This window comes from Paenibacillus brevis, assembly GCF_018919145.1.
Taxonomy (GTDB): Bacteria; Bacillota; Bacilli; order Paenibacillales; family Paenibacillaceae; genus Fontibacillus; species Fontibacillus brevis.
The window spans coordinates 42431-68378 of sequence record NZ_JAHLQJ010000008.1; the positions used below are offsets into that span (position 1 = coordinate 42431).

The 25948-nt window shown below is 48.4% G+C and carries 17 protein-coding genes; 15 read left to right on the forward strand and 2 right to left on the reverse strand.

What is annotated here, in order from left to right; all coding sequences use genetic code 11:
- The 8 genes from KQJ23_RS10725 (at position 1) to KQJ23_RS10760 (ending at position 11382) form a co-directional block, all read left to right on the forward strand.
- Complete coding sequence (locus tag KQJ23_RS10725) at positions 1–639, forward strand: ThuA domain-containing protein (protein WP_216478880.1); 639 nt, start codon at positions 1–3, stop codon at positions 637–639.
- A gap of 277 nt (positions 640–916) precedes the next feature.
- The gene (locus KQJ23_RS10730; RefSeq protein WP_216478881.1) at positions 917–1936 is read left to right on the forward strand and encodes a glycoside hydrolase family 130 protein; all 1020 of its coding nucleotides are present in this window, start codon (positions 917–919) and stop codon (positions 1934–1936) included.
- Between the two features lie 354 nt (positions 1937–2290).
- Positions 2291–3607 carry an extracellular solute-binding protein gene (locus KQJ23_RS10735; protein ID WP_216478882.1) on the forward strand — a complete coding sequence of 439 codons (1317 nt, stop codon included), beginning with the start codon at positions 2291–2293 and terminating at the stop codon, positions 3605–3607.
- Positions 3608–3765: 158 nt separating this feature from the next.
- Positions 3766–4641 (forward strand): carbohydrate ABC transporter permease, encoded by an 876-nt coding sequence (locus tag KQJ23_RS10740; protein ID WP_216478883.1) that lies wholly within the window; start codon positions 3766–3768, stop codon positions 4639–4641.
- 17 nt (positions 4642–4658) lie between these two features.
- Positions 4659–5489: a carbohydrate ABC transporter permease gene (locus KQJ23_RS10745; RefSeq protein WP_216478884.1), complete on the forward strand. Its 831-nt coding sequence runs from the start codon at positions 4659–4661 to the stop codon at positions 5487–5489.
- Between the two features lie 95 nt (positions 5490–5584).
- The gene (locus KQJ23_RS10750) at positions 5585–7390 is read left to right on the forward strand and encodes a sensor histidine kinase (RefSeq protein ID WP_249529680.1); all 1806 of its coding nucleotides are present in this window, start codon (positions 5585–5587) and stop codon (positions 7388–7390) included.
- Positions 7380–9038, forward strand: a complete 1659-nt coding sequence (locus KQJ23_RS10755) for a response regulator (protein WP_249529681.1) — start codon at positions 7380–7382, stop codon at positions 9036–9038. The genes KQJ23_RS10750 and KQJ23_RS10755 overlap by 11 nt, the downstream gene beginning before the upstream one ends.
- 40 nt (positions 9039–9078) lie before the next feature.
- Positions 9079–11382, forward strand: a complete 2304-nt coding sequence (locus KQJ23_RS10760; RefSeq protein WP_216478885.1) for a glycoside hydrolase family 3 N-terminal domain-containing protein — start codon at positions 9079–9081, stop codon at positions 11380–11382.
- 107 nt (positions 11383–11489) lie between these two features.
- Here KQJ23_RS10760 and KQJ23_RS10765 read toward each other — a convergent pair whose 3' ends face one another.
- A complete protein-coding gene (locus KQJ23_RS10765; RefSeq protein WP_216478886.1) occupies positions 11490–12407 on the reverse strand; it encodes an ArsR/SmtB family transcription factor in 918 nt (305 codons plus the stop codon).
- A 553-nt stretch (positions 12408–12960) separates the two neighbouring features.
- Between KQJ23_RS10765 and KQJ23_RS10770 the strand changes: the two genes are divergently transcribed.
- From KQJ23_RS10770 to KQJ23_RS10790, 5 genes are all read left to right on the forward strand, one after another.
- Positions 12961–14184 (forward strand): extracellular solute-binding protein, encoded by a 1224-nt coding sequence (locus KQJ23_RS10770; RefSeq protein ID WP_430522295.1) that lies wholly within the window; start codon positions 12961–12963, stop codon positions 14182–14184.
- 82 nt (positions 14185–14266) lie between these two features.
- Complete coding sequence (locus KQJ23_RS10775; RefSeq protein WP_216478888.1) at positions 14267–15145, forward strand: carbohydrate ABC transporter permease; 879 nt, start codon at positions 14267–14269, stop codon at positions 15143–15145.
- Between the two features lie 53 nt (positions 15146–15198).
- Positions 15199–16041, forward strand: coding sequence for a carbohydrate ABC transporter permease (locus tag KQJ23_RS10780; protein ID WP_216478889.1), 843 nt, complete (start codon positions 15199–15201; stop codon positions 16039–16041).
- Between the two features lie 36 nt (positions 16042–16077).
- Positions 16078–17565 (forward strand): alpha-N-arabinofuranosidase, encoded by a 1488-nt coding sequence (locus KQJ23_RS10785; RefSeq protein WP_216478890.1) that lies wholly within the window; start codon positions 16078–16080, stop codon positions 17563–17565.
- A 14-nt stretch (positions 17566–17579) separates the two neighbouring features.
- Positions 17580–21620: a LamG-like jellyroll fold domain-containing protein gene (locus KQJ23_RS10790; protein ID WP_216478891.1), complete on the forward strand. Its 4041-nt coding sequence runs from the start codon at positions 17580–17582 to the stop codon at positions 21618–21620.
- Positions 21621–21717: 97 nt separating this feature from the next.
- On the opposite strand, the gene KQJ23_RS10795 is transcribed toward KQJ23_RS10790, so the two are convergent.
- On the reverse strand, positions 21718–22635 hold the full coding sequence (locus tag KQJ23_RS10795) for an ArsR/SmtB family transcription factor (protein WP_216478892.1): 918 nt from the start codon (positions 22633–22635) through the stop codon (positions 21718–21720).
- A gap of 371 nt (positions 22636–23006) precedes the next feature.
- On the opposite strand from KQJ23_RS10795, the gene arfA reads away from it, so the two are divergent.
- Positions 23007–24539 carry an arabinosylfuranosidase ArfA gene (gene arfA, locus KQJ23_RS10800; protein ID WP_249529682.1) on the forward strand — a complete coding sequence of 511 codons (1533 nt, stop codon included), beginning with the start codon at positions 23007–23009 and terminating at the stop codon, positions 24537–24539.
- 29 nt (positions 24540–24568) lie between these two features.
- The gene (locus KQJ23_RS10805) at positions 24569–25903 is read left to right on the forward strand and encodes an ABC transporter substrate-binding protein (protein WP_216478893.1); all 1335 of its coding nucleotides are present in this window, start codon (positions 24569–24571) and stop codon (positions 25901–25903) included.
- The last annotated feature ends 45 nt before the right edge of the window (positions 25904–25948 follow it).

Here is a 25948-nt window from a genome sequence, read left to right on the forward strand (position 1 = left end):
ATGACAACCGTCAAGCCGAAGGCGCTTTTGTTAGGAGATTACGAGAATGCGCCTTATCATCCGCTCGGTGCGGTGGAGGAGACGCTGCTGGCAATACTTGGCGCGGACTGGGAGATCGCGTCATCGGATCGATATGAGCTATTGGCTTCGCAAGAGCTGAATCCATATCGGTTATGCATTTCTTATGCGGACCGGTGGGAGTCGCCGCTGACTTCAGAGGAGACCGCAGGCCTGCTCCGCTATGCGGCGGGCGGAGGAGGCCTGCTCATCCTGCATAACGGAATATCGCTGCAAGCAAGACAGGAGCTTGCACAGCTGGCAGGAGGGCGGTTCACGGGGCATCCGGAGTATACCGAACTGCTGTTTCGTCCAAGCGCCAAGGAGCATCCGGTATTATCGGGCATCGAGCCGTTCGTTATGGACGAGGAGCCTTACCGGTTTGAGCTCGATGGGCTAAGCGATCATGAAGTATTGCTGACCTACGTGCATGACGGACAGGATTGGCCGGCGGCGTGGACAAGGCGGTACGGGCTGGGACGGATGGTCTATCTGATGCCTGGGCATCACCGGCCCTCGTTCGAGCATGCGGAATATGCCAAGCTGGTACGCAATGGAGCGGCTTGGGCAGGCAAGTTATAGATGAAGTGCATTGAACACAGAAGAGGCTGACCCAAAAGTGATATGCTCCCCATCGGCAGACAGGTGAAATAAAAAACCTGTTGCTGTAAGGGGAGCTTTTTCGTGCTTACTAAAATTATAGCGCCGTGTCCATAATAGAGTGTGCTGGGCGAGGCGGTACAAAAACATCGGCAATATTCAGATGTTTTCTAAACTTCATGGGATATTTCATCCCGGAGACCAAGGCTATAATAACATTAAAGAAGAAATAAAGGGCTTACATGAGGAGGCATAATAGATGAAAATCACAAGACATCCGGAGAATCCGATCGTGGTACCCGGTGGATATGAGTGGAGAATGGTCACGGTATTTAACCCGGCGGTGATCCTGGATAACGATAAGTTCTATATGATTGAGCGAACGGCGGGATCGTTGACGCCATGCAAGAATTATCTGGGCCTGCTGGAGAGCGAGGATGGGGTACATTTCACGCATGTGAAGGACGAGCCGATCGTAACGCCGGACATGCTGGGCTTCCCGTACGGAAGCGTACAGGATCCCCGTATCGTCAAGATTGAGGATACGTATTATCTGAACTATGCGCTGCGGCCTTGTGCGATGAGCTATTATCCGACCGGGCGGGGAGTTCCGGAGCGTTCGATTCCGGAGTATCCGGACGGTTGGGGAGAAGAAGAAGGACACTGGCTGACGCGTTCGTCGATCCTGTCCTCCAAGAATCTGATCGATTGGGAATTCGTTGCGGATACGACGCCGCTGGATATCAACGACCGGGACAACATTCTGTTCCCGGAGAAGATTAACGGGAAGTTTGTGCTGCTGCGCCGTCCTGAAGAATATATCGGCGAGGAATACGGAACGGAGAAGGCCGCTATGTGGATCACATATTCGGAAGACCTGATCCACTGGGAAGAGCCGAAGCTGCTGGCCAAGGCGGAGAATATGGCCTGGGAATCGCGGAAGATCGGCGGCTCGACGCCGCCGGTAAAGACGGACCGGGGCTGGTTGGTCTTGTATCACGGGGTGGATGATGAAGTGGTCTACCGGGTAGGGGCGCTGCTGCTGGATTTGGAGAATCCGGAGAAAGTAATCGCGCGGACACATAACTTCATCATGGAGCCGGAGACGTATTACGAGAAATTCGGCTACCAGATTCCAAACGTGGTATTCCCGACAGGGAATGTGGTGAAGGACGGCCTGCTGTACATTTACTACGGCGTAACGGATACGGCGATTGCGCTGGCAACCGTACCGGTAGAGGAATTGGTCGATCATATTCTGAAAGATTCGCAAGCTTAGTCAGATTCATTTGCTTGCGGAGCGCCAGTTCAATGTCTTTCTATAGATGACCGCTTTGAGCGGTCATCTATAGAAAGAATCTTGCAAACGCTTACTGAAAGGAAATGAAATAAAAGGAGGCGTGAGCAAGAAACAATTTCAATTTTCATGTAATGATAGTTAACATTGAAATTTCAAATATAAGCGATTAAGACAAAATAATTGATATATTTCGGATATAATCGAAATTTCATGGGATATAGTCGAATCGCCTACGCTTTTATAATAGATAATATAACAGGTAGAGATATATAAAAGAACATCATCTGTTATGGTGGTGGAGCGATTCCAAATCATATGAGAAGAGGGTTGATTATGAGTAAAAGAAACAGCACTAAAAAAGCAGTATTGATAGGTTTGATCGCAGTACTGACCTTGTTCACCGCGGCTTGCGGCAATAACAAGGCGGCGAGCAACAGCAAGACCGGAGGTTCGGGTGAGGAAGAAACAATTACCTTGAACATGATGCATCCTTGGACTTCGCCTAACGTGGATAACGACGTGTATAAGGCGCGGATCGCCGAATTTGAGAAGCAGCATCCGAATATCGTGATCAAGCAGGATGGGGTTCCGTCCGCACAGTACAAGACCAAGCTTCGCACACTGGCGGCGGCCAATAATTTGTCCGACATCAACGTCGTTTGGCCGGGAGCTGATTTGGCTCCGCTTGTAGCCGGCAGCCTTGTTGAGCCGATCAACCACATGATGGAAAATTGGACTTCGATTTTACCGGAAACGGCTTTGAGCGGATTTAACGTAGACGGACAGCAATATGCGATTCCGACGAAGCAGAATTTCGTTGACATTATTTATTACAACAAAGAGATGTTCGCGCAAGTAGGCTACGATCAGTTCCCTGAAACCTATGATCAATTCATCGATGCGGTAACCAAGCTGAAAGCGGCGGGAATTACCCCGATTTCGCTGGGCAATAAAGAGCAATGGCCGCTGCAATCCTCTTACATTTCTATTATCGGCGACCGTTTTACGGGAAGCGATTTCTTGCCGGCCGTTCTGGAAGGCAAGGCCAAATTCACTGATCCTGAGTTCGTCAAGGCGCTGGGAGTTATCGATGAGCTGTCGAAGCTGGATGCCTTCAACACGGATGCCAACAACATGGACTCCGTTCAAGGCCAGGATTATTTCATCCAAGGCAAAGCAGCCATGCATATTTCCTCGGCCACGGTAGATGGTCGTGTGCGCATCAATAATGAAGAAGGCGATAAATTCGGCATTGCTCTGTTCCCAAGCGTAGAGGGCGGGAAGGGTGATCCGAAGAAGAGCGCCGGCGTCTTGCAATACGGCATCGCGATCAAGAGCGGCTTGGATGAGAAGAAGAAACAGGCAGCCGAAGAATTCCTGAAATTTTTCGTCAACGAAGATTTATATAAGGAACTGATCCGCAACGGCGTCGTTGTGCCGGCCAAAGTTGAAATTCCGGAGGATGCCAGTCCTTATCTGAAGGAAATGCTTGCTCTGACCGGAAACGGTACTTCCCCGGTATTCGACAGCTTGATTCCGACTCAAGTGGTGGATGTCCTGCAAAATGGGCTGCAAGCCTTGATGATGGATCATACCACACCGGAGAAATTAGCCGCAGACGTACAAGAAGCGCTGGACAACATGAACTAGCCAATACTTGCAGAGGCAGTTCGGAAAATCGAACTTGCACTTAAACGGCAAGACAGGCACGAGGCTTCAAAATCGATGTTTGCTAGAAAACCCGAACCCCGGGTTTTCTTCATTCATCGGGTGTGAAGCAAGGCTTCGACATAAAGGAGGGACCCGACATGCAAACGCTGCGTGGAACGAAGCTGGCGATATTTATCGGCTTGCTGCCGGCACTGATCATTTACCTGGGGATCGCGATCGTTCCCATCGGCTTGTCATTGTATTATTCATTTATGGATTGGAACGGTATCGGAGCCATGGATTTTGTGGGGCTCAAGAATTTCACAAGAATTTTGAGCGACGATATCTTCTGGCTGTCCGTCAAGAATAACGTCATTATCATGGTTACCGGTCTGGTGGGGCAAATCCCGCTAGGTCTGCTGCTTGCACTCTTGCTCAATCGCGGGCTAAAAGGCTCCGGATTTTTCCGTACCGTCGGATTTATGCCGGTTGTTATTTCATCGGTCATGGTGTCCTTGATCTGGGGCATGATCTACAACACGGAATACGGTATGTTAAATAACCTGCTGGGCATGTTCGGACTGGAGAGCTGGCAGCAGAACTGGCTCGGTGACAGCCGCTTGTCCATGCTATCGATTAGTGTCGCATATATTTGGCAAAACTGCGGCTTGTATATGGTTATTTTCCTGGCGGCCCTGCAAAATATTCCCGATGAGGTGAACGAGGCTGCCGAGTTGGATGGAGCGACCGGCTTCAAACGCACCTTCCGCATTACGATTCCGATGATCCGCAGTACGATGATGGTCGGTGTCGTGTACAGCATCAGTAACTCCTTCCGGGTGTTTGACCTGATTCAGATTTTGACGGGCGGCGGTCCGGCGCATCAGACGGAGGTCATGACCATTCATATGTACAACAGCGCCTTTATGAACATGCGTTACGGCTACGGCAGTGCGGTGTCCATTCTGATTCTGCTGTTCAGTCTGGTGGTCATTACGCTGGTCAATCGCTTGGGTAGAGAAAAAGATGCTTGAGGAAGGAGGGGTTCGCCGTGAATAGGAAGTCGCTTGGATTTCGCATATTTGCATACACATTTTTGAGTCTATTCGCTATTATGAATATAGTTCCGCTTTTCTGGATGGTGGTCAACTCCTTCAAGACAGAGCAGGAATATGCAGTCAATCCGTTCTCGTTGCCGGAGACGCTGCAATTTTCCAACTACGCGGAAGCCTGGAAGATCGCGAACATGAACGTATATTTTCTGAACAGTTTATTCGTGACCTTTGCTTCCCTGATTGTCACTGTGCTTCTCGGGGCGCTGGCCTCGTACTTTCTTTCGCGTTTTGAGTTCAAGCTTCGCGGGCTGACTTACGGACTGTTTCTGCTAGGAATGCTCGTACCGATACATGCTACGCTGATTCCGATTTTTCTGATTATGCAGAAGCTTCATTTTCTCGATACGCATTTATCACTAATCTTGCCCTATACGGCATTTCACCTTTCATTAACGATCATTATTCTGGAGGGCTTCATGCGGGGATTCCCGAAGGATCTCGAGGAATCGGGCGTGATGGACGGCGCCGGCATCTTCCGGATATTCTGGTCAATTATTTTGCCAATAACGAGACCGGCGATGGCGACCGTCATCATCCTCAATTTCATATATAACTGGAATGAATACTTGTTCGCGCTGGTGCTGATCAGTTCCTCCGAGTTGAAGACGTTGCCGCTGGGGCTTGCAAACTTCGTCGGCATCGAAACAGCGAGCCTGACCTTGCAAATGTCGGCGTTAACGATGGCATTGATTCCAATCATTATTTTCTATCTGCTGCTGCAAAAACAACTGGTTACCGGTATGACGGCGGGAGCGGTAAAAGGATAACATAACATAAACCGGCTGTTAGCCGTCCTTGCAAAATTTTGGGGGACGGCGGACAGGCGGTCAATTTGCATCAAAGACCAGGTGGAGGCGACAGCATGATGACAGGCAACAGAAGAGTCCTTGGCAGCTTTAGCTTAAAACGTAAAGCGCTTGTTATTTTCCTGCTGTTTGTTATTTTGCCGACCATCGGGGTCGGCGTCGTGGTTCAGTATCAATTTAATGTTGTATTGAGAGACCAGTTTATCAATTCCACTAAACGCAATCTGGACAACGTCGTTAACCAGCTTGGCGAGCAAACCAAGATGGTCGAGGACATTGCCAACTATTTAATTCTGAGTCCGGACATGCGCAACTTTCTTAGGTCGGCTCCTCCGCTTACCAGTGAGCAGCAGACAAACCTCAAGCGTAATATTGAGGATTTTCTCACCTTTCAACTGATGTCCAAGGGATATATCCGGGCCATTGAAATCACTGGCTTTAACGGCAGCTTTATCGAGATGGGCGAGCCGTTTAGCGGGGATGAACAGAGATGGCAGCAGGAGGCCAAGGAGCGCAAGGGCGGGATCGTTTGGACGGAGGGATATCAGCTTCAGAGCGGCTGGAACGGAGAAGTCCGTGTATTGTCCATGTTTCGGGTGCTTAATTCCTATAGCCAGATTACAAGACCGCTCGGCCGGCTGATCATTCGCTTGGATGAAGCGAGCATTGTGAATTCATTAGAAAAAGGGATATTCAAAGAAGGGACAGGCAGTGTATTTATCGTAGGTCCCAAGGGTCAAGTCATTCTGGGCTCCCGGAATCAGATGCCGGAAGGCTTCAAGCCGGATCGTTCCTTGTTGGACAAGCTTTCTTCAGGCAAAGGCGACCTGACCCATGAGGTGGGCGATATTCGCTATCTGACCGTTTACGATCGGATGGAGAATACGGAGTGGAAGGTAATTGCCATGATCCCTGAAGCGGAAGTATCCGAGGAATTTCGTGGAGTCAAGCTGATGATGCTGTTTATTTTGGCGGCTATTCTGCTGCTTGGCTTAACGGCCTTGATCGGGTTCCATTACACGATTATTCAACCTATTCTGCGGCTTAAGAAGGAAACGAACAAAGTAGCTTACGGTGATTTCAATGCTCGGGTGCCGGTTAACTCCAAGGACGAGATATCTGAGCTTAACCGGAAATTCAACGAGATGGTGCAGACGATTCAGCAGTTGATTGAGCATAAGTACAAGCTGGAGCTGCGGGAGCGCGAGTCGGAGCTCAAGCTGATGCAGAACCAGATGGACCCGCATTTCCTCTACAATACATTGGATATGATTCGCTGGACCGCCCGATTGGAGAAGGCGACGCAATCAAGCCAATTAATTGAAATGTTGTCCAAGTTCTTTCGCTCGAGTGTAGGTACGGGCAGCTATGAGACGACCCTGCGTAAGGAACTGGAGTTTGCCCGCTCTTATCTTTATTTGCAACAGCGCAGATTGGGAGAGAAGCGATTAAAGTATACCCTATTCATACAAGCTGGAATTGAAGAGGCAATTACTTTGAAAGCGACGATCCAGCCTTTGGTCGAAAATTTTATCAAACACGGGTTGCACCAGAGCCATCTGGTTAATAAAGTGGCGGTCCGGTGTTATGCCGAAGAAGGCGAGATTTGGGTTGACGTGATCGACAATGGCAAAGGCATGACCCTTGAACGGGCGGAGGAAATTCGCACAGCCCTCGATCAGCGGCCAACGGGCGTGGGCAGGGAAGGGGCCATGAACAACATTCATGAGCGATTATCGATTTTCTTTGGACCGGATTACGGATTACAGATTGTAGAGACAACGGACAAGGGGACCTGGATTCGTCTTCGCATCCCTTACACCGAGACCACTCATTCAGGAGGTGAACCACATGAGTCCTGATTTTGAAGCAAGCATGACATTCGTGGGGGAGAATAAACGTATAAAAATGCTCATCGTAGATGATGAGGCGGTCATTCGCGAAGGTTTGCACTATACTATTGATTGGGCCGAGCTAGGCGTTGAAGTTGTCGGAGAGGCCCATGAAGGCAGGGAAGCACTGCGGCTGGTGGAGCAGCATGAAGTGGATCTGGTGCTTTCGGATATTCGAATGGATGGAATGGATGGCCTGGAGCTTGCGGAGCAGCTTCGTTTGCATCATTCTCATGTGCAGGTCGTCATGATTAGCGGTTATGAAGATTTTAGCTATGCACGCCAAGCCATTCGTTTGGGAGTCAACGATTATTTGCTTAAGCCGGTTGATATCGAGGAATTGACCACTGTCGTCAGAAAAATTGTTCAGCGTATCTGCCAGAGGGACAAGCAGGGGACGATGCAGGATATTCAGTTGTGGCTTTCGGGCACGGCTCGCCATGGTTTGGCGTACGGGCAGGAGCCTCCTGCATCGCTTCGCGGCGTTCAATTTCGGATTTTGGCCACACAGTTTGCCGAGTTCCATCAGCGCTTTGCGAGCTTAAAGGGCGAACCTTATGAACAGGTCCAGCGGTCTTGGCTGGAGAGCCTGAGGCAGCATCTGGAGCGGCAAAGCCTTCGGGCGTTTTCCGTATTTGACCACGAGAATCTGTTAATTACCCTGCTGGCGGCGGACGAGGAATTGGAGCCTCGCGAATGGGATGAGTTGCTCGACCAGGCGGTGACTGCGTTATCTCCTGCCGGGGAGGGGAGCATCTATGGAGGCGCATCCCGGGTATTTGTCCATCTGGAAGAGACTGCGGAGTGCTGTGCGGAGGCGATTCGGCTGTTGGGGCTTCATGTGCTGGGTCAAGGACAGGTGCTGAATGCAGGCTGTTATGATAAGCTCATGAGGGAGCGTAAACTTCCCGGATTGGATATTGCGGACACGGTGCAGCATCTGGTTGCCGCGTTGTTCAAGCAGGATCGGCAGGAGGTGCAGACGCTTGTTGCCGGGATGTTCCGTTTCTTGCGCGACTCGGGTTACTTGCTGCCGGAAATCTGGAAGATTTATGAGGAGGTATTTGCCCTTCTGCGCCAGCGGTTGCGTCAAAGCGGCATGACGGGCCTTGATTATGGCCATCCTGGACAGCCGGACCCGAATATCTACAATTCCTACGCTGGTCTGGAGGCCGTGGTCATGGAAGATATGCAGGCCTTGCAGCAGTTGATCGACAAGACCGGGATGGACAAGTCTTATTGGGTGGTCGAGAAAGCCAAGAAGTTTATTATCGATCATTATCGTACTGATCTGAAGGCCTCCGAGGTTGCCGCTTGGCTGAAGATTACGCCGAGTTATTTTAGTTACATTTTCAAGCAAAGCACGGGCAGAGGATTTACGGAGTACATGAACGAGATGAGAATCGAGCAGGCCAAAGACCTGCTGGCCACAACCCATGACAAGGTGTTTGAGATCGCGGATAAGGTAGGCTATAAGGAATACAAATATTTTGTTTCGGTCTTCAAGCTGCATACTGGCATGACGCCGAAGGAGTATCGGGGTCTGCGCGTCGGCAAGGATGCGGCTGCGGAAAGTGCCGAAACGCAAGAACGCAATTTATCGGCAGAGGACAAATAAACAACTGCGCGGAGTATCGGCAGGCGGGAGGAAGCAGAACATGGAGAAATACAAACAATCATCCGTTCCTTTGGAGGAGCGAATCGCGGATTTGCTGGAGCGCATGACGCTTACTGAAAAGGTAGGGCAGCTTAACCAGCGGATGTACGGCTGGGATGCCTACATACGTCAAGGGGAACGCTTTGAACTGACCGATGCGTTCAAGGACGAGGTAGCCCGTGGCGGCGGGATGGGGGCTTTGTACGGCCTGTTCCGCAGCGACCCCTGGTCGGGAGTCAATTATAGCAACGGCATTACTGCAACGGAGAGCGCCAAGGCGGCCAATCAGGTGCAGCGGTACGTGCTTGAGCATACGCGTCTCGGTATCCCCGTGCTGCTGACCGAGGAATGTCCCCATGGCCACCAGGCGCTGGACGGTACCCTGCTTCCGGTTAATCTGGGTGTAGGGGCTACCTGGAATCCGGAATTAATGAAACAAGCTTATAGCCTGATGGCGGCGGAAATTCGCAGCCGCGGCGCTCATATCGGCCTTGTATCAGCGCTTGATATGCTGCAAGAGCCGCGTTGGGGGCGGTCGGAGGAATGCTTTAGTGAGGACCCTTACCTCGCCTCGCAATTTGCCGAAGCGGCGGTGCGCGGCATGCAGGGGGATGATCCGCAGCAATTGGCAGGGGCGAATAAGCTGGCAGTGGTACTGAAGCATCTATGTGCTCAAGGAGCTGCACAAGGAGGGCGCAATGCCGGACCGGCTGCCATCGGGCAACGCGAGCTGCGGGAAATCCATCTGCCTGCGGCCCGGGCGGGAGCATTGGCTGGTGCGGCAGGCTTCATGGCGGCATACAACGAGATTGACGGCGTGCCTTGTCATGCTAACCCGGATCTTCTGACAGGCATTCTGCGCGAGGAATGGGGATTTGATGGCATTGTCATGGCGGACGGGCAGGCCGTGGACCGTTTGCTGACGTTGACCGGCAGCTATGAGTCCGCCGCGGCATTGGCATTAAAGTCCGGTGTTGATCTCAGCTTGTGGGATACCGCCTTCTCTACGCTGGAGGAGGCGGTGAAGCAGGGCTTAGTGAAGGAGGAGGAGCTGGACCGGGCCGTGGCACGTGTCTTGCGCCTTAAGTTCCGGTTGGGCTTGTTCGATCAGCCCTATGTTTCAGAGTCCGGATCTGCTGCCAGAAGTCCTGAATATCAGGCGGTTAACCTGCAAATTGCCAGAGAGTCGCTGGTATTGCTTAAGAATAAAGATAGCCTGCTGCCAATCTCTTCCTCGCCTCGCCGCATCGCGGTCATTGGTCCCAATGCGGATCGGCTGTACAATCAATTAGGCGATTACACCAGCGTTCAGCCGGAGGGCAGTGGAACGACGGTGCTGCAAGGCATTCGCTCCTTGGCCCCGCAGGGCACGGAAATCGTACATGCGCTGGGCTGCGGCATTCGCGATCTCTCTACATCGGGCATCGCCGAAGCGGTGGAGGCGGCGAAGGGAGCCGACGTTGCCGTACTGGTATTGGGCGGAAGCAGCGCTCGCCAGTTTGGCGGTGACTTTGACAGCAACGGTGCAGCGATCCTCTCCGAGGGCAGCCCATCTGAGATGGATTGTGGCGAAGGTGTCGATCTGGCGGATCTGGCGCTTGGCGGCGTTCAGCGTGAATTGGCAGCAGCGGTAGCGGCTACCGGCACACCGGTCGTGGCTGTGATCATTCAGGGGCGGCCGCATGCGCTAACCGACATTGAGGAGCTTTGCGGAGCCATTCTCTGTGCCTGGTACCCAGGAACAGAAGGAGGCCGGGCCGTGGCCGAAATCCTGTTCGGACAGGGGCTGCCAACCGGCAAGCTGCCGGTCTCGCTGCCGCGTTCCTCGGCACAATTGCCGGTTTACTACAATCAGAAGACACCATCGCGGCCGCGCGTATATGTTGATATGCCATCGGCGGCATTATATCCGTTCGGCTACGGCTTAAGCTATACGGATTTCGCCTATGAAAATCTGTCCTTGTCACGTACCGCGATATCTGCGGGAGAGCTGGAAGGCGGGGAAGAGGTAAAGGTCCGTGTGGAGGTCACGAATACAGGCGCTTTAAGGGGAACGGAAACGGTACAGTTGTATATTCAGGCCAGCGAATCCGGTATTACCCGGCGGTTTGCTGAATTGAAGAGGTTCGCCAAGGTGATGCTTAATCCGGGAGAACGGCGGGCGGTAGAGTTTACGATGGGCCGGGAGGAACTCGGCATCTGGAACCGGGAAATGAAATTTGCGGCCGAGCCATGCAAGGTAAGCGTGCAGGTCGGCGGGAATAGCCGGGATACGATATCTGTAGAATTAAACGTAACGGCTTAACGCGAACGGGGAGATGCCCAGCGTGAACAAGAAGTCCTTCATAACCACTTATGGAAGTGGGCTGAAGGGCTTCTTCGTGCTAGCAGGCGATAAAATGTATAATGCGGCTATGTCTGGCGCACATCATAAAGCACACGTGCAAGCAGATCCTGGCCATAGTTGCCAAAATTTCTGCCAAAGATAGTTAATCCTCGCTTGTTTAAAGGACTGTCAGTAACGGCGATACGAAACGTAATGTCGCTCTTATAATCCAGTTGGATTTGATCCAAGGTGACGTCTGATATCCTGCAGCCATCTATATAACTGCCTTCCCGGTTAATCCGAATTAATTTCAGCATGCCATATTGATTCAGATGAGGGGGCCACCATTCCGGATTAAAGGTACCGCGAACATCGCCGAAGTCTCCCGGGCTGGTCCAACATCCAATTTCTATATTATTAATATAAAAATAAATATCTGAGGGATAATTATCGCAGTACCCGGGGGCTTCCGATCCCAGCTCCATGGAGAACTGGATTTCCCGAAATCTCTGATTGGGCTTAAGGTAATTCGGAATCCGGTATTCCAGGAAGCCTTCAGCAAGCCAAATGATTTCGGAGTCGATGCGCTGAGGATCGGCGAAATAGCGTGGATCGTCAAAGTCGCCGATAATGCTGTCTTTGGTAGCAAGCCCGCATGTAGGTACAGCTTGATAATTACTGTAATGACCCACCTGAATCTCAACCTCGTACAGATTCTCCATATCTTTGCTGCGAAGATCAACCATTAATTTATCTTTATTCAGATAACATATTTTTTGAATGCCATGCTTGCCAACCGTTGTGTTGATCTCAATCAGTCCGCTCTCTTCGAGCTTTTTCACGTGCATTGTAATGGCCCCGTTGCTCAGTCCCAGCCTGCTTGCAATCTCATTTAAATTTAAGGGTTGATTCTTGGCCAACAGCTCGAGCATTTGAATTCTGATCTCCGAACTGAGCGCTTTAAAAATATCGATACCGCTCATTAAATCCTTGATATAAATCATCCTGACCTAACCCTCTCCCAACAAGGAAATAAAAAATATTTATTTTATAGTATTATAAACTAATAGATGTTTAATTGGAAGGGGATTCAAAATGAAGAAGGTTAAGGGCGCTTAATACAGAAGAAATTGAATTATTTTGAGGGTGTTATTTAAGGTTATATAAAAGAAATTTCGTATAATTAAGCCATTTTCTTTGGGTTTTACATTATTTAAACCTAATGATCATATTGTTTTTATAAAACAATAAAAAGATTTAAAACGATGTATTTACAACGCAGAAATCCTATGTTAATTTATACCTGTAAGCGAATTCATTTAATCATTCATCAATTATTTCATATATTAGTAAAATAGTTGATGAGCGTTTTGGTTGACCAGTATAAGGGAGTCCAATGAGGAGGAGCCGGGAGGTGTTGAGGTTATAAATTTATTAATTTATTCAAAGATGTACGTACAAGTTGAGAGCGAAAGGGAAATCTGAGTTATCTGCATGTAATAATCAAGCTTTATTAAAATTTAGGGGGCGAAGGTTTTGAGAAAGCGCGGAATAATCATGATGATTACTGTTTTTATTCTGAGTATAGTGTTATCGGCATGTGGAAGTAGTTCAGACAGTAAGACAATTACATTTTGGACTCCTTTGACCGGAGATGACGGCGCTTACATGGATCAATTGGTAAAGGAATACAATGCCACCAACCCGGAAATTCAAGTTAAACATGTGATCACGGCGGATATGTATACAAAAATCTCAACGGTGCTTAACTCCGGTAAAGGCGTACCTGACCTGGCTATTATCCACGCTGACCGGGTGCCCGGGTTTGTAAAGCAAGGGGTGCTCGAACAGATTGACTCGGCTATCGCCGGCCACCCTGAAATTAAAGAAGAAAACTATTTGCCTCAAGCGTGGGCAACGGGAAACATTGATGGAACGCAATATACAGTTCCGCTTGATATTCATAGTAACACCATGTATTACAACAAGGATTTGCTTAAGCAATATGATGTGGAATATTTCCTGGATGATGACATTGTAACTATCGATGAAATGCTCTCCCTTCAAGGCAAGCTGGACGAAGGGGATTATGTAGTAAATGATGCTCTCCTTGGATGGGTTATTCTCGCGCAAATTCAGAATCTAGGAGGAGCTATTGAAGAAAATGGGCAGCCTGCGGTAAATACGCCGGTGATGAAGCAAGCCTTCGAGGAAGTGAAGAGGATTGCTGATGCGGGTCTGATGACTCCATTCGGTGAGGATGGATACCTGATGTTCCAATCCGGAAATGTTCTTTTTTCTACAGACGGCACGTGGAGTTCTACAGCTCATGCTGCAGTAGAGGGACTCAATTTTGGGGTGACTAACATCTATTCTACAACTGCAGATAAATTTACGAACCGGGCGTCTTCACATTTGTTCGCTATGCTCAAGAATGATAAGCGATCTGATGAAAAGGAAGCAGGCATCGGTGCTTTCCTGGAATTTATTCGTCAAAATTCAATCGAGTGGGCGAAGGCTGGACAAATTGTTGCAAGTAAAGAAGTGATCGAAAGTCCGGACTACTCACAATACATGCAATCCTTCTTCACTTCCAACGAGAAGGAAGTCGAATCCCTATATATCTATACCTATGAATATTATCCTTATGTAGCTGAAGCGGTAGACACTTACTGTGCAGATATTGTGCGCGGCAATGTGGACCTGGATGAGACGCTGCAAACGATGCAGAAGTTTGTGGAGGATAAGATTGCCGAAAGCAGCAAGGCGGAAGCGAATTAAAGTCGGGAACAGAAAGCTGAAAGGGATGTGCCGACAAGGACGGTTGGCGCATCCTTTCGTCAAAAGGAGATATGCATAGGCTATGAGAAAGAAATCATTCGCGCCAGTTTTCTTTGTTGGCCCTCATCTGGTCTTATTTTTAATCTTTATTCTTATTCCAACCATTTACGGGATCTATGCTTCCTTCACCAAGTGGAATCTGATGAACGACCCGCAATGGATTGGTGTCGCCAACTATAAGACGATACTGTTCGACACAACCTCAACCTTTCATGCCCAATTTTTTAATGGCCTTACGAACACATTTATTTTCGTAGCTATAAGCGTTCCGCTCTTAATTGTGATTCCCCTTCTCGTTGCAGTTTCATTAGAGCATCGGAAGGTAAATCTTAAGGGGATTATTCAAGCCATTATTTATATTCCGGGTCTGATCTCGATTTCAGCGGCGGCGCTGATTTGGTTACTGCTATTCAACAAGCAGCTCGGCATAGCGGGGAATATATTTCACTCGCAAGTCGCTTGGCCTGCTACCCAGCCTTACGCGTGGATTATCATTTTCGTTATTACGGTATGGGGTGGCGTTGGCGGAAATATGATTATTTACCGTGCGTCCATCGCAGGCGTCTCAAAGGATTTGTATGAAGCTGCTGAGATGGATGGAGCAGGTGCGAATCGTAAATTTTTCAGCATTACTCTGCCTTCGATTCGGTTTCCGTTGATCTACACCTTCGTTATGACGACTGCGGGGGCGTTCAACGTATTCGGTCAGCCTTTGATGATGACTGATGGAGGCCCAAGACAGACGACGCATGTACTGATGATGTACATTCGTCAATTGGCTTTCGGGCATGGAGAATCCATTGCGGGAATGGCATCAGCGATGGCTGTGCTCCTAGGGATGGTCATCCTGGTGATTTCGGCATTGCAGTACTATGTTATGAACCGGAATGCCAATGAGTAAGCTGTCTGTCGGGGAATCGAATCTAAGGATGCGAGAGGTAAGGTGTTCTTCAAATGAGTAAATTGAACATATCCAAGTATTTGGCGAATTTATTTCTTTGGGCTCTATGTGTTATATGGATCATCCCTGTCATCTTCGGCATATCTACCTCTTTCAGAACACAGTCGGAGATTGTGAAATCGGGCTTCCGTCTGTTCCCGGCAGAGTGGAGACTGGAGAACTATGTGACAATTCTGGGTAATACATCGACTGCACCGATCATGAGATGGTTATTCAACTCTGTGTTCATAGCATCTCTGCATACCTTTTTGGTTATTGTCGTAATCTCGTTGACCGGCTACGGTTATGCACGGATGAAATTCAAGGGCAGAGATACTTTGTTTTTCACTTTACTAGGGATATCCTTCTTTCCGGGTGTTGTGAACATAATTCCTTCTTATAAAATTATTGATATTTTTGGTTGGGTGAATACTTCCTGGGCGATGATTATTCCAGGTTTGGCGGGGATGGGGAATATCTTTCTGGTCCGTCAGTTCCTGAAGGGAATTCCGCATGAACTGGATGAATCCGCCAGAGTAGACGGTGCGGGAGATTTCAGAATATATGCCTCAATTATTCTTCCGTTGATTAAACCTATTTTGATTGTATGCGGACTGTTCTCTTTCGTTGGCTCATGGAATGACTTTTTGTGGCCAGTCATTGTTTATACCGATGTTGACAAGATGCCGATTACCGCCGGGTTGTTGTTGCTTCAAGATATTTATGGCAACTACCGCATGATCGGCCAGTTAATGGGTTCAGCAATCATAGCTATTATTCCAACCTTGTTGCTATTTGCATTCGCTCAGAAGTACTTCATTCAATCGATCAACCTGAATTCAGGCATTAAAGGATAATCGGCGGGACTACTAAGTAAGCTGGAGGGACAATAGATGGGGAACCGTATTCTTATAAATGCAGACATTTCCAAGGCTCAAATTAATAAGCATATTTACGGCCACTTTGCAGAACATCTCGGAAGATGTATCTATGAGGGTATTTGGGTAGGTAAGGAATCCTCCATCCCGAATACTAAGGGAATTCGAAATGATGTGCTGGAGGCATTAAGAGCGATTCGTGTTCCGGTGTTGCGCTGGCCGGGGGGATGCTTTGCCGATGAATATCATTGGAAGGATGGAATAGGACCGTATGAGCAGCGCAAGCGGATGGTCAATACCCACTGGGGCGGCGTAATTGAAAACAATCACTTTGGGACCCATGAATTCATGCTGCTTTGTGAATTGCTGGAGTGCGAGCCTTATATCTGCGGAAATGTTGGCAGCGGTACGGTACAGGAAATGTCTGAATGGGTCGAATATATGACCTTTGACGGTGAATCTCCTATGGCTTCCTGGCGTGGAGAGAACGGTAGAGAAACGCCGTGGAGGCTAAAGTATTTTGGAGTGGGCAACGAGAATTGGGGTTGCGGGGGTCATATGCGCCCTGAATACTATGCTGACCTGTATCGCAGATACCAGACCTATGTCCGTAACTATGGAGACAACCGGATTTTCAAAATTGCCGGCGGAGCTAACGTGGATGACTATAACTGGACGGAGGTGTTGATGAAGCATGCAGGCGGATTAATGGATGGCTTGAGCCTGCACTATTACACGATACCCGGTGATTTTTGGCTGGGTAAGGGATCGGCACTGGACTTCGATACAGATGAATGGTTCATCACGATGAAGAGAGCGCTTCATATGGATGAGCTCATTTCAAGACACGGAGCAATTATGGATAAATATGATCCCGATAAACGCGTGGGTCTGATTATTGATGAGTGGGGAACTTGGTTTGATGTGGAACCGGGAACCAATCCGGGCTTCCTTTATCAACAAAATTCGATTCGGGATGCTCTTGTGGCCGCGCTGCATTTCAATATTTTCCATAAGCATGCGGATCGGGTGTATATGGCGAATATTGCCCAGACCGTTAATGTGCTGCAAGCCATGATTTTAACGGAGGGGGATAAGATGCTTTTGACGCCGACGTATCATATCTTTGATATGTTCAAGGTCCATCAGGATGCTGAATTGCTATCGGTCGAATCAAGCCTTGGCGTCTGCGGGCATCAGGGCCAGGAGTTGCCGCAAGTGATGGTGTCAGCTTCCAAGGATCACGCGGGAAGAGTTCATCTTAGCCTGGTCAATATCGACCCGGGTCAGGAAGCAGAGATTTATGTTGAAGTGCGCGGGTTGGATGCTGAAGAATTGCGGCCTGTGGGGAGGATTTTAACTGCCCGGCATATGAACGATCATAATACTTTCGAGCAACCTAGCACCGTTGCCCCGGCTCCTTTTGAACAAGTAGTTGCGGATAAGACTGGCTTGAAACTACGGCTTCCTGCGATGTCGGCAGTCACGCTGTGTCTGAACTAGGGGAGGAGAAATCTATGAAATCGTTAAAGAGAGGGTTGACGCTGCTGTTACTGGTTGCCCTGCTGATTCCGGCCACGGGCTATGCTCGGGAAAACACGGCTTCAGGGATTACGAGAGTAGAATTTGCCGCCTGGATTAATCAAGTGTTTCGTTATATCAATGAAGGTGAATGGAGCTTCCGGGATCAGGATGTGAATGAGTCCTCATTGTCAGAGCTCAGAAAGGCTGTTGCTGCAGGATATATACAAGGATACGGGGACGGTACGCTTCGTCCATATCAAACGGTGAGCAGGCAGGAAGCAGCTGTAATGCTGGTAAAGGCATTTCGCTTGTCTTCTGAATCTGATTTTGTGATACCCGAAAGTATAAAGGATAGCAATGAATGGCCTGCGTGGAGCAGTTCGGCAATATCGGCCCTGTTTGAGCAGGGGTATGTATCGGGTTACCCCGATCAAACCTTCCGGCCTAAGCAGCCTATTAGCCGAAGTGAAGCATTTAACCTGATCGGACATATTGCCGGGGAAATGATCGACAAGCCGGGAACCTATTCAGGAATATCGAGTCGTAATGCTGTCATTAATCAGGCTGAGGTTGTGCTGGAAGATTCCGTGATCGCAGGAAACCTTTATTTGAGTGAAGGGATTGCAGAGGGAGCCGCTACGTTGAATCGAGTAACCGTAAGCGGCACGGTTTTTGTTTCGGGATCGCAGACTCTGCATTTATCGGGTTCTAAGTTACATCGGCTGGTTATGGAAAGAAAGGCTGATCTGGTCTTGGACAGTGATAGCTCGGTCGAGATCTTAGATATTCTGGTCAATGAGGAGATTCATGTCAAAGGCAACGGCTATATCGGCAGCGAGGATTCCAGAATAGTGCGTGAGGAAGAAACGGCAAAATCCGATGATTCCAAGGGAGCGGTGTCCTTGGGGATAACGCCAACAGCTCCTTCGCAAGGCGGAAATAGTAATAATCCCGCTAATCCGGAGCCGGGCGCTGAACCGCCGTTATTTACTAATGTATCAGTCCATGATCCTTCTGTAATTAAGGATGCTTCGGCTTATTATGTTTTTGGATCCCATATTGATGCTGCCAAATCAGCAGATTTACAGAATTGGACCAAATTCACGAATGGTTATACGACACCCGGAAACGTGATTTACGGGGATCTGTCGGAAAACTTGGCGGATTCATTCAAGTGGGCAGGCGAAGATGATGCCGATAGCAAGGGAGGGTATGCTGTTTGGGCGCCGGATGTAATCTGGAATGAAAATTATAAGAACCCGGATGGAACAATCGGAGCCTTTATGCAGTATTACAGCGCCTCTTCCACCTATATCCGATCAGCTATCGGGTTTGCCGTATCCCAAAATATCGAAGGCCCGTATTTGTATGGAGATACTGTTGTCTATTCCGGCTTCACGCTTAATGATGCAAAGGATGCCGATAGCTCGGTCAATAAGAAATGGACCCAAACCCATTTGCCTGAGCTCATCGAAACCGGACAGCTGAATAGCGAAAATCCGGGATGGTTCAAAAATACAGGAGAATACAACAATGCGATTTACCCGAACGCTATCGATGCTTCCTTGTTTTTTGATAAAGAAGAAAAGCTGTGGATGGCTTATGGCTCGTGGTCAGGCGGCATTTTCCTGCTTGAGCTTGATCCGGAAACGGGCCTGCCCAAGTATCCTGGACAGGATGGAGTCACCGAAGACGGCAGGCTGATCGATCGGTATTTCGGGGTGAAGATCGCCGGCGGCTTTACCAAATCGGGTGAGGGCCCATATATATTCTATGATCCGTCTACGGACTGCTATTATCTAAATGTGACGTATGGCTGGCTTGGAGCGGACGGCGGCTATAACATGAGGCAGTTCCGCGCGAGCAGCCCGGCCGGCCCCTATCTCGATGCATCCGGTCAAAATGCTGTCCTGACAGACCAGAATACAGCAAATGATCTTGTCGGCATCAAGATGATGGGCAACTTCCTTTTCAAGAAAGAGATTGGGGAAACCGGTCTGGAGGACGGCTATGGATATGTCTCTCCAGGTCATAACTCCGTATTCAACGATGAGGCTGCAGGCAAGTACTTTCTATTGTTCCATACCCGCTTCCCGGAGCGTGGGGAGGCGCATGAGCTTCGCGTCCATCAGATGTTTATGAACAAGGATGGATGGCTCGTGACGGCACCTGAAAGATATTCCGGGGAGACGGCTGCGGCAGTTAAGGAGGACGATATTTCCGGAGATTATAAGTTTGTGAATCACGGCTTGTCCTATTCCGGGGCTGTGACGGAGTCACTATCGATTACGCTTGAAAAGGATAAGAAGATCACGGGCGGCGTGGAAGGCAGCTGGAATCTGGAAGGTGGATATGACGCTGAGATTGTGGTGAACGGCGAAGCTTATAATGGGGTATTTGTCCAAGGCTGGGATCCGCTTCTGCAGCAAAACACATTAACCTTTACGGCTATTTCGGCCAAGGGAGAGACAATTTGGGGAATCAAGCAGCCGGATATGACCGATCAACAGGCAGTGAGAGCCGTTGAACAGGCGCTTACGCTTGGAGACACAAGCAGATTGACCGATAATCTTCAATTGCCTGAGAGAGGTGTGCGTGGAACTAAGATCGAATGGTTTAGCTCCGATCCTTCTGTTATTTCAGATTCAGGCGTTATCAGCCCTCCTGATCCAGGGGAAGAACCGCTGGCCGCAGAGCTTACGGCAACGATTACAAAGGGGGCCTTCAGCGCCGCGAAAAAATTCCAGGTTCGCGTCATTCCGTTGGATTTGAATGAGGGTCTAGTTGCTTATTATGCTTTTGAAGACGACTTGTCCGATTTGACAGAAAACTATAAGGATGGCAAAGTGACTGGGCCATTGATCGATGAACAGAATGGAAATATAACCTTTTCAAAAGGCGTCACCGGGAATGCGGCCGTATTTGACGGTGGATCCGGCATCCGCCTTCCGGATGGACTGGTCTCCGGAAATGAATACTCTGTTTCGCTTTGGGTATACCCGGAGGAGCATAGCCAGTTCTCGACCACTTTCTTTGGGGCGCGGTCCAAATCAAGCTGGGTCAGCCTTGTGCCGGATTCTTGGGATAACAATACAATGCTATGGTCTGGTGAGGCTTGGTATGATGGTTCGACAGGATCCAGAATTCGTACAAAAGAATGGCATCATCTTGTCTTTACCGTAAATGAGGGCAGCGTGAAAGTGTTCGTTAACGGTGAGCAGCAATATACCGGTAAAGGCTTCCCGGATATTTTTAAAGATGAGTCGGCGGTATTCAGCCTTGGCGTGAATTGGTGGGATCGTCCTTTCGAAGGGAAGATGGATGAATTGCGGATTTATAATACTTCATTGACCGATGCATTGGTCAAGCGGCTTTCACAGGAATCTTCCTTTGATGAAGAGGAGGGAAAAGCCGAATTGGCAGCCAAATTTCTGTTTGAGCATGATCTTGCAGATCATTCAGGGAATTTTGGTTCCGGAGAAATCATTGGCAGTCAGCTTGCCTCCCTTGATGCTGGCAATTTGGATTTTGCGGAAGGGGTAAACGGTTCTGCTGTGGTACTTGATGGCAAGTCAGGTATTCTGTTGCCGAAAGGCCTGGTAGCCACACCAAGTTACTCCGTCACAATGTGGGTTTATGCCGATGAGTTGACACCTTACACCCCGGTCTTTTTCGGTGCGCAGTCCAATACGAACTGGGTTAGCCTGCAGCCTATGGGCCATGACGGGGCAGGCAACAGTGCCATGCTCTGGTCCGGGAGTAAGTGGTATGACGCAGGTACCAGCATAAGGATCGCTCCGCAGGAATGGGTTCATCTAGCCTTTACCGTGAATCGCGGAAATGTAGTTGTATATGTGAACGGTGAGGTCAGATTTACAGGATTGAATTTCCCGGATGTCTTTACGGATGATCAAGGAACATTCAGCCTTGGCGTAAACTGGTGGGATCCTCCGTTCAAAGGGAGGATCGATGAGGTTTGCCTGTTTAAAGGAGCGCTTACGGATGAAGAGGTGAAGGAGCTGGCCTCTCCATAATAATTAGTGTAAGCAGATTTTTGGGAACCTGATCCAAGGTGTATATAAGTAAAGCGTGAGATCCAGCAAGTAATCCCCGGATTTCACGCTTTATTTATTATTCTTCATTTACATCGTAAAGAACACGTGCCAGCAGATCCTGCCCATAGTTGCCGAAATTTTTACCGAAGATGGTTAAGCCCCGCTTGTTTACGGATCTGTCGGTTACGGCGATACGAAAGGTCAAGTCGCTCTTGTAATCCAGTTGGATTTGGTCCAAGGTCACATCCGATATTCTGCATCCATCAATAAAACTGCCCTCGTGATTAATCCGAATGAGCTTCAGCATCCCGTACTGATTCAAGTGAGGCGGCCACCATTCCGGATTGAAGGTTCCTCGAATATCGCCAAAGTCGCCTGGACTAGTCCAGAAGCCGATCTCAATATCATTAATGTAGAAATGAATATCGGAAGGATAGTTATCACAATAGCCCGGGGCTTCCGATCCCAGCTCCATGGAGAACTGAATCTCTCTAAATGTATGATTAGGCTTTAAATAGTTAGGTATCCGATATTCCAGAAAGCCCTCAGACAACCATATGATCTCGGAATCAATCCGTTGCGGGTCGGCAAAATAACGCGGATCATCAAAATCGCCAATGATGCTGTCTTTAGTTGCCAGCCCACATGTTGGTAACGCCTGGTAGTTGCTGTAATGCCCCACTTGAATCTCAACTTCATAGAGATTCTCTACATCTTTTTTACGCAGATCAACCATAAGCTTATCTTTGTTCAAGTAGCAGATTTTTTGAATCCCATGCTTGCCGACAGTGGTATTAATCTCGATTAGCCCGCTTTCTTCAAGCTTTTTGATATGCATTGTGATAGCCCCGTTACTGAGATTCAGCTTGTTAGCAAGGTCATTCAGGTTCAGCGCTTGATTCTTCGCGAGCAGTTCGAGGATTTGAATTCTGATTTCAGAGCTTAAGGCTTTGAAAATATCGATGCCGCTCATTAAATCTTTAATATAAATCATGCGTCATATCCCTCTTCCAGAAAAAGTAATTAAATTTATGTTTGTTTTATATAATTATAAACCAACTTAGTCGTTTGCAAAAGTATTAAATCGAAAAGTGTAGATTCAGATAAAATTTTATATAAAATGTGGATATAAATGTCTATATATTTCATGTAATTATAAAATTAAATGAAGATTCAAGTATAAGTTTATTTAGATTAGAACTAATAAACATTGGGTTTTGCTAATAAATAGAATAATTTAATTTATAAAAACATGAAAAGATTTATGTTTTTATATTTACAGCTATGTTCTTGTATGTTATTTTATATCTGTAAGCGGATTCATTCAAGTGAACGGAAAACATTTTATTGTTATTTAAAATAGGAATGGAAGGTGATCATTTGTCATCCGCAACAGCTGGGCTCAAAGCAAAAATGGTTGTAGACAAATCATATAAAATTGCCGAAATTGATCCGCGGATTTATGGCTCTTTTGTGGAGCATCTAGGCAGAGCCGTGTACGGGGGGATTTACGAAGCAGCTCATCCTACGGCAGATACCTATGGCTTCCGCAATGATGTCAAGACATTGATCCAAGAGCTAAATGTACCGATTATCCGCTATCCAGGCGGAAATTTTGTGTCCGGATATAACTGGGAAGATGGAGTAGGACCGTTGGGTGATCGCCCCAAGCGGCTGGAGTTGGCCTGGAGAACGATAGAACCGAATGAGGTTGGCACGAACGAATTTGCCCGATGGGCGAAGGAGATCGGCTCTGAAGTGATGATGGCGGTCAATCTCGGAACTCGTGGAGTCGATGCGGCAAGAAACCTTCTGGAATATTGCAATCATCCAGGCGGGAGTTATTGGAGTGACTTGCGCCGCAGTCATGGATACGAGCAGCCGCATAAGATCAAGACCTGGTGTTTGGGCAATGAGATGGACGGTTCTTGGCAAATTGGACAGAAGACGCCTCAAGAGTATGGCCGAATCGCTTATGAGACAGCGAAGGCGATGCGCCTAGTTGATCCCACGATCGAGCTTGTTTCCTGCGGCAGTTCCAGCACGGCTATGCCGACCTTCCCGGAGTGGGAGGCAGTTACGCTCGACCACACCTATGAAATCGCTGATTATATATCCCTTCATCAATATTATGGCAACCGGGACCATGATTCAGCTAATTTCCTAGCCAGATCGATGGACATGGAGCATTTCATACGAACCGTGGCCTCTACCTGCGACTACGTCAAAGCTAAGAAACGCAGTAAGAAGACGATGTATCTCAGTTTTGATGAGTGGAATGTCTGGTATCACTCCAATGATACCGACGCCAAGATTGATCCATGGACGATTGGTCCGCCGCAACTTGAAGATGTATATAACTTTGAAGATGCTCTGCTGGTTGGAAGCATGTTGATTACTCTGCTTCGTCACGCAGATCGGGTTAAGATGGCTTGCCTGGCTCAGCTAGTGAATGTCATAGCGCCAATTATGACGGAAAATGGGGGACGCGCTTGGAGACAGACCATATTCTACCCGTATCTTCATGCATCCAGATACGGCCGGGGCGAGTCGTTGTTGCCCATCGTTGATTCGCCGAAATATGATGCGCAGGATTATACCGATGTTCCTTATCTTGATAGTGCAGTTGTATACCGTGAGGAAGAAGAACTTACCATCTTTGCAGTCAATCGTCATTTGGATGAAGCGCTCGGGTTGCGGTGTGATGTCCGCGGCTTCGAAGACTACCGGATCATAGAGCATATCGTACTTGAACATGAGGACTTGAAGGCGGTAAATACGGCGGAAGTGGAATCGGTCAAACCTCATTCCCGGGGAGGGGCGGAATGCCGGGATGGTTTTGTGCATGCCCGCTTATCCAAAGCTTCCTGGAATGTTATTCGTTTGAAAAAGGCTTAAGCCGAAAATTATATGTGGGAGGTCAAGGTATGAAGGGAAAATGGTTCACGATCTGTTTAGTGCTTGTAATGGCAACAGTACTCGGGGCGTGCGGCGGGAATTCTTCTTCCTCCAGCAGCGGTGAAACTTCAGTGCTCGATGGAGGAGCTGGAGAAAATGCGACGGAATTATCACTGTGGACATTTGTGGAGCTTCATGGTCAGCACTTTGAGAAAATGTTGGGAAAATGGAACTCATCTAATCCTGATCGCCAAATTAAGCTGAATGTAACCGTTATGCCATATGATGACATGCACAACAAGCTTTCTATCGCGGTGCAGACGGGGGTTGGAGCGCCGGATATTGCAGACATTGAGTTAGGCAAATACCCCGATTTTATGAAAGGCACCCCACAGCTGGAATCACTGGATGACGTGGTTGAACCATACAAAGACACGGTTGTTCAATCACAGCTCGATCTATACAGCAAAGACGGAACAGTTTACGGCTTATCGACACACGTCGGGGCATCAGTTGCGTTCTATAATACAGAAATTTTGGAAGCAGCAGGCGTGAACTACGAAGACATTGTAACTTGGGAAGATTTCAAGCAAGCGGGTATCCAAGTTTATGAGAAGACCGGGAAATATATGGGCACAGCCGATACGAGTGCAACCTGGCAAGAATCTATGCTGCTCGGTCAGCAAGGAGCTGACTTTACGGATGATGCGGGCAATCCAGTTGTAAACAATGAAGCAATGATTAAAGGCTTAACAATGTTGAAGGATCTGCAGGATAACAACGTGATCTCAACGATTGCAGGTGGCCAACCGGATACGGAAGAAGCATATGGCGAGTATAACGCCGGCAACTATGCAGCAGCATTTATGCCATTGTGGCAGATGTCCCGTTACACCAACTATATGCCTGACCTGGCGGGTAAAATTGCGATTGCTCCACTGCCTGTGTTTGAAACAGGCATGCCTCGTTCTTTCGGAGGCGGGGGTACGGCAACCGTGGTGACCAAGACGGCGAAAGATGTTCAGCTAGCCAAGGAATTCATTGCCTATGCGAAATTGTCACTGGATGCAAATATTGAAATCTGGAATACCCTTGGTTTTGATCCGATCAATATGGATGTCTGGGATATGGAGGATGTGACGCATAATCCGGACAATCAATTTGTGAAGTACTTTGTTAACAATCCGTTTGATGTATTGAATGAAATCAGAGAGGAGATTCAGCTCATTAAATCGACTCCGGCTAGTCCAACCATCAATAATATCCTCTGCACTGTAACCTTGAATGAAATTTTCGAAGATGGAAAAGACGTCAAGCAGGCGCTTGATGACGCCCAGGCACAAATCGAACAAGAATTGAAGTAAGCCTCAAGGTGACATGATTTGAGAGCTGCTCTAGCCGGAGCAGCT

Excerpts from the sequence above, each read along its gene's own strand:
- KQJ23_RS10725 (WP_216478880.1), top strand. The coding sequence starts at position 1 with ATGACAACCGTCAAGCCGAAGGCGCTTTTGTTAGGAGATTACGAGAAT.
- KQJ23_RS10730 (WP_216478881.1), top strand. The coding sequence starts at position 917 with ATGAAAATCACAAGACATCCGGAGAATCCGATCGTGGTACCCGGTGGA.
- KQJ23_RS10735 (WP_216478882.1), top strand. The coding sequence starts at position 2,291 with ATGAGTAAAAGAAACAGCACTAAAAAAGCAGTATTGATAGGTTTGATC.
- KQJ23_RS10740 (WP_216478883.1), top strand. The coding sequence starts at position 3,766 with ATGCAAACGCTGCGTGGAACGAAGCTGGCGATATTTATCGGCTTGCTG.
- KQJ23_RS10750 (WP_249529680.1), top strand. The coding sequence starts at position 5,585 with ATGATGACAGGCAACAGAAGAGTCCTTGGCAGCTTTAGCTTAAAACGT.
- KQJ23_RS10755 (WP_249529681.1), top strand. The coding sequence starts at position 7,380 with ATGAGTCCTGATTTTGAAGCAAGCATGACATTCGTGGGGGAGAATAAA.
- KQJ23_RS10760 (WP_216478885.1), top strand. The coding sequence starts at position 9,079 with ATGGAGAAATACAAACAATCATCCGTTCCTTTGGAGGAGCGAATCGCG.
- KQJ23_RS10765 (WP_216478886.1), bottom strand. The coding sequence starts at position 12,407 with ATGATTTATATCAAGGATTTAATGAGCGGTATCGATATTTTTAAAGCG.
- KQJ23_RS10770 (WP_430522295.1), top strand. The coding sequence starts at position 12,961 with ATGATGATTACTGTTTTTATTCTGAGTATAGTGTTATCGGCATGTGGA.
- KQJ23_RS10775 (WP_216478888.1), top strand. The coding sequence starts at position 14,267 with ATGAGAAAGAAATCATTCGCGCCAGTTTTCTTTGTTGGCCCTCATCTG.
- KQJ23_RS10780 (WP_216478889.1), top strand. The coding sequence starts at position 15,199 with ATGAGTAAATTGAACATATCCAAGTATTTGGCGAATTTATTTCTTTGG.
- KQJ23_RS10785 (WP_216478890.1), top strand. The coding sequence starts at position 16,078 with ATGGGGAACCGTATTCTTATAAATGCAGACATTTCCAAGGCTCAAATT.
- KQJ23_RS10790 (WP_216478891.1), top strand. The coding sequence starts at position 17,580 with ATGAAATCGTTAAAGAGAGGGTTGACGCTGCTGTTACTGGTTGCCCTG.
- KQJ23_RS10795 (WP_216478892.1), bottom strand. The coding sequence starts at position 22,635 with ATGATTTATATTAAAGATTTAATGAGCGGCATCGATATTTTCAAAGCC.
- arfA (WP_249529682.1), top strand. The coding sequence starts at position 23,007 with ATGGAAGGTGATCATTTGTCATCCGCAACAGCTGGGCTCAAAGCAAAA.
- KQJ23_RS10805 (WP_216478893.1), top strand. The coding sequence starts at position 24,569 with ATGAAGGGAAAATGGTTCACGATCTGTTTAGTGCTTGTAATGGCAACA.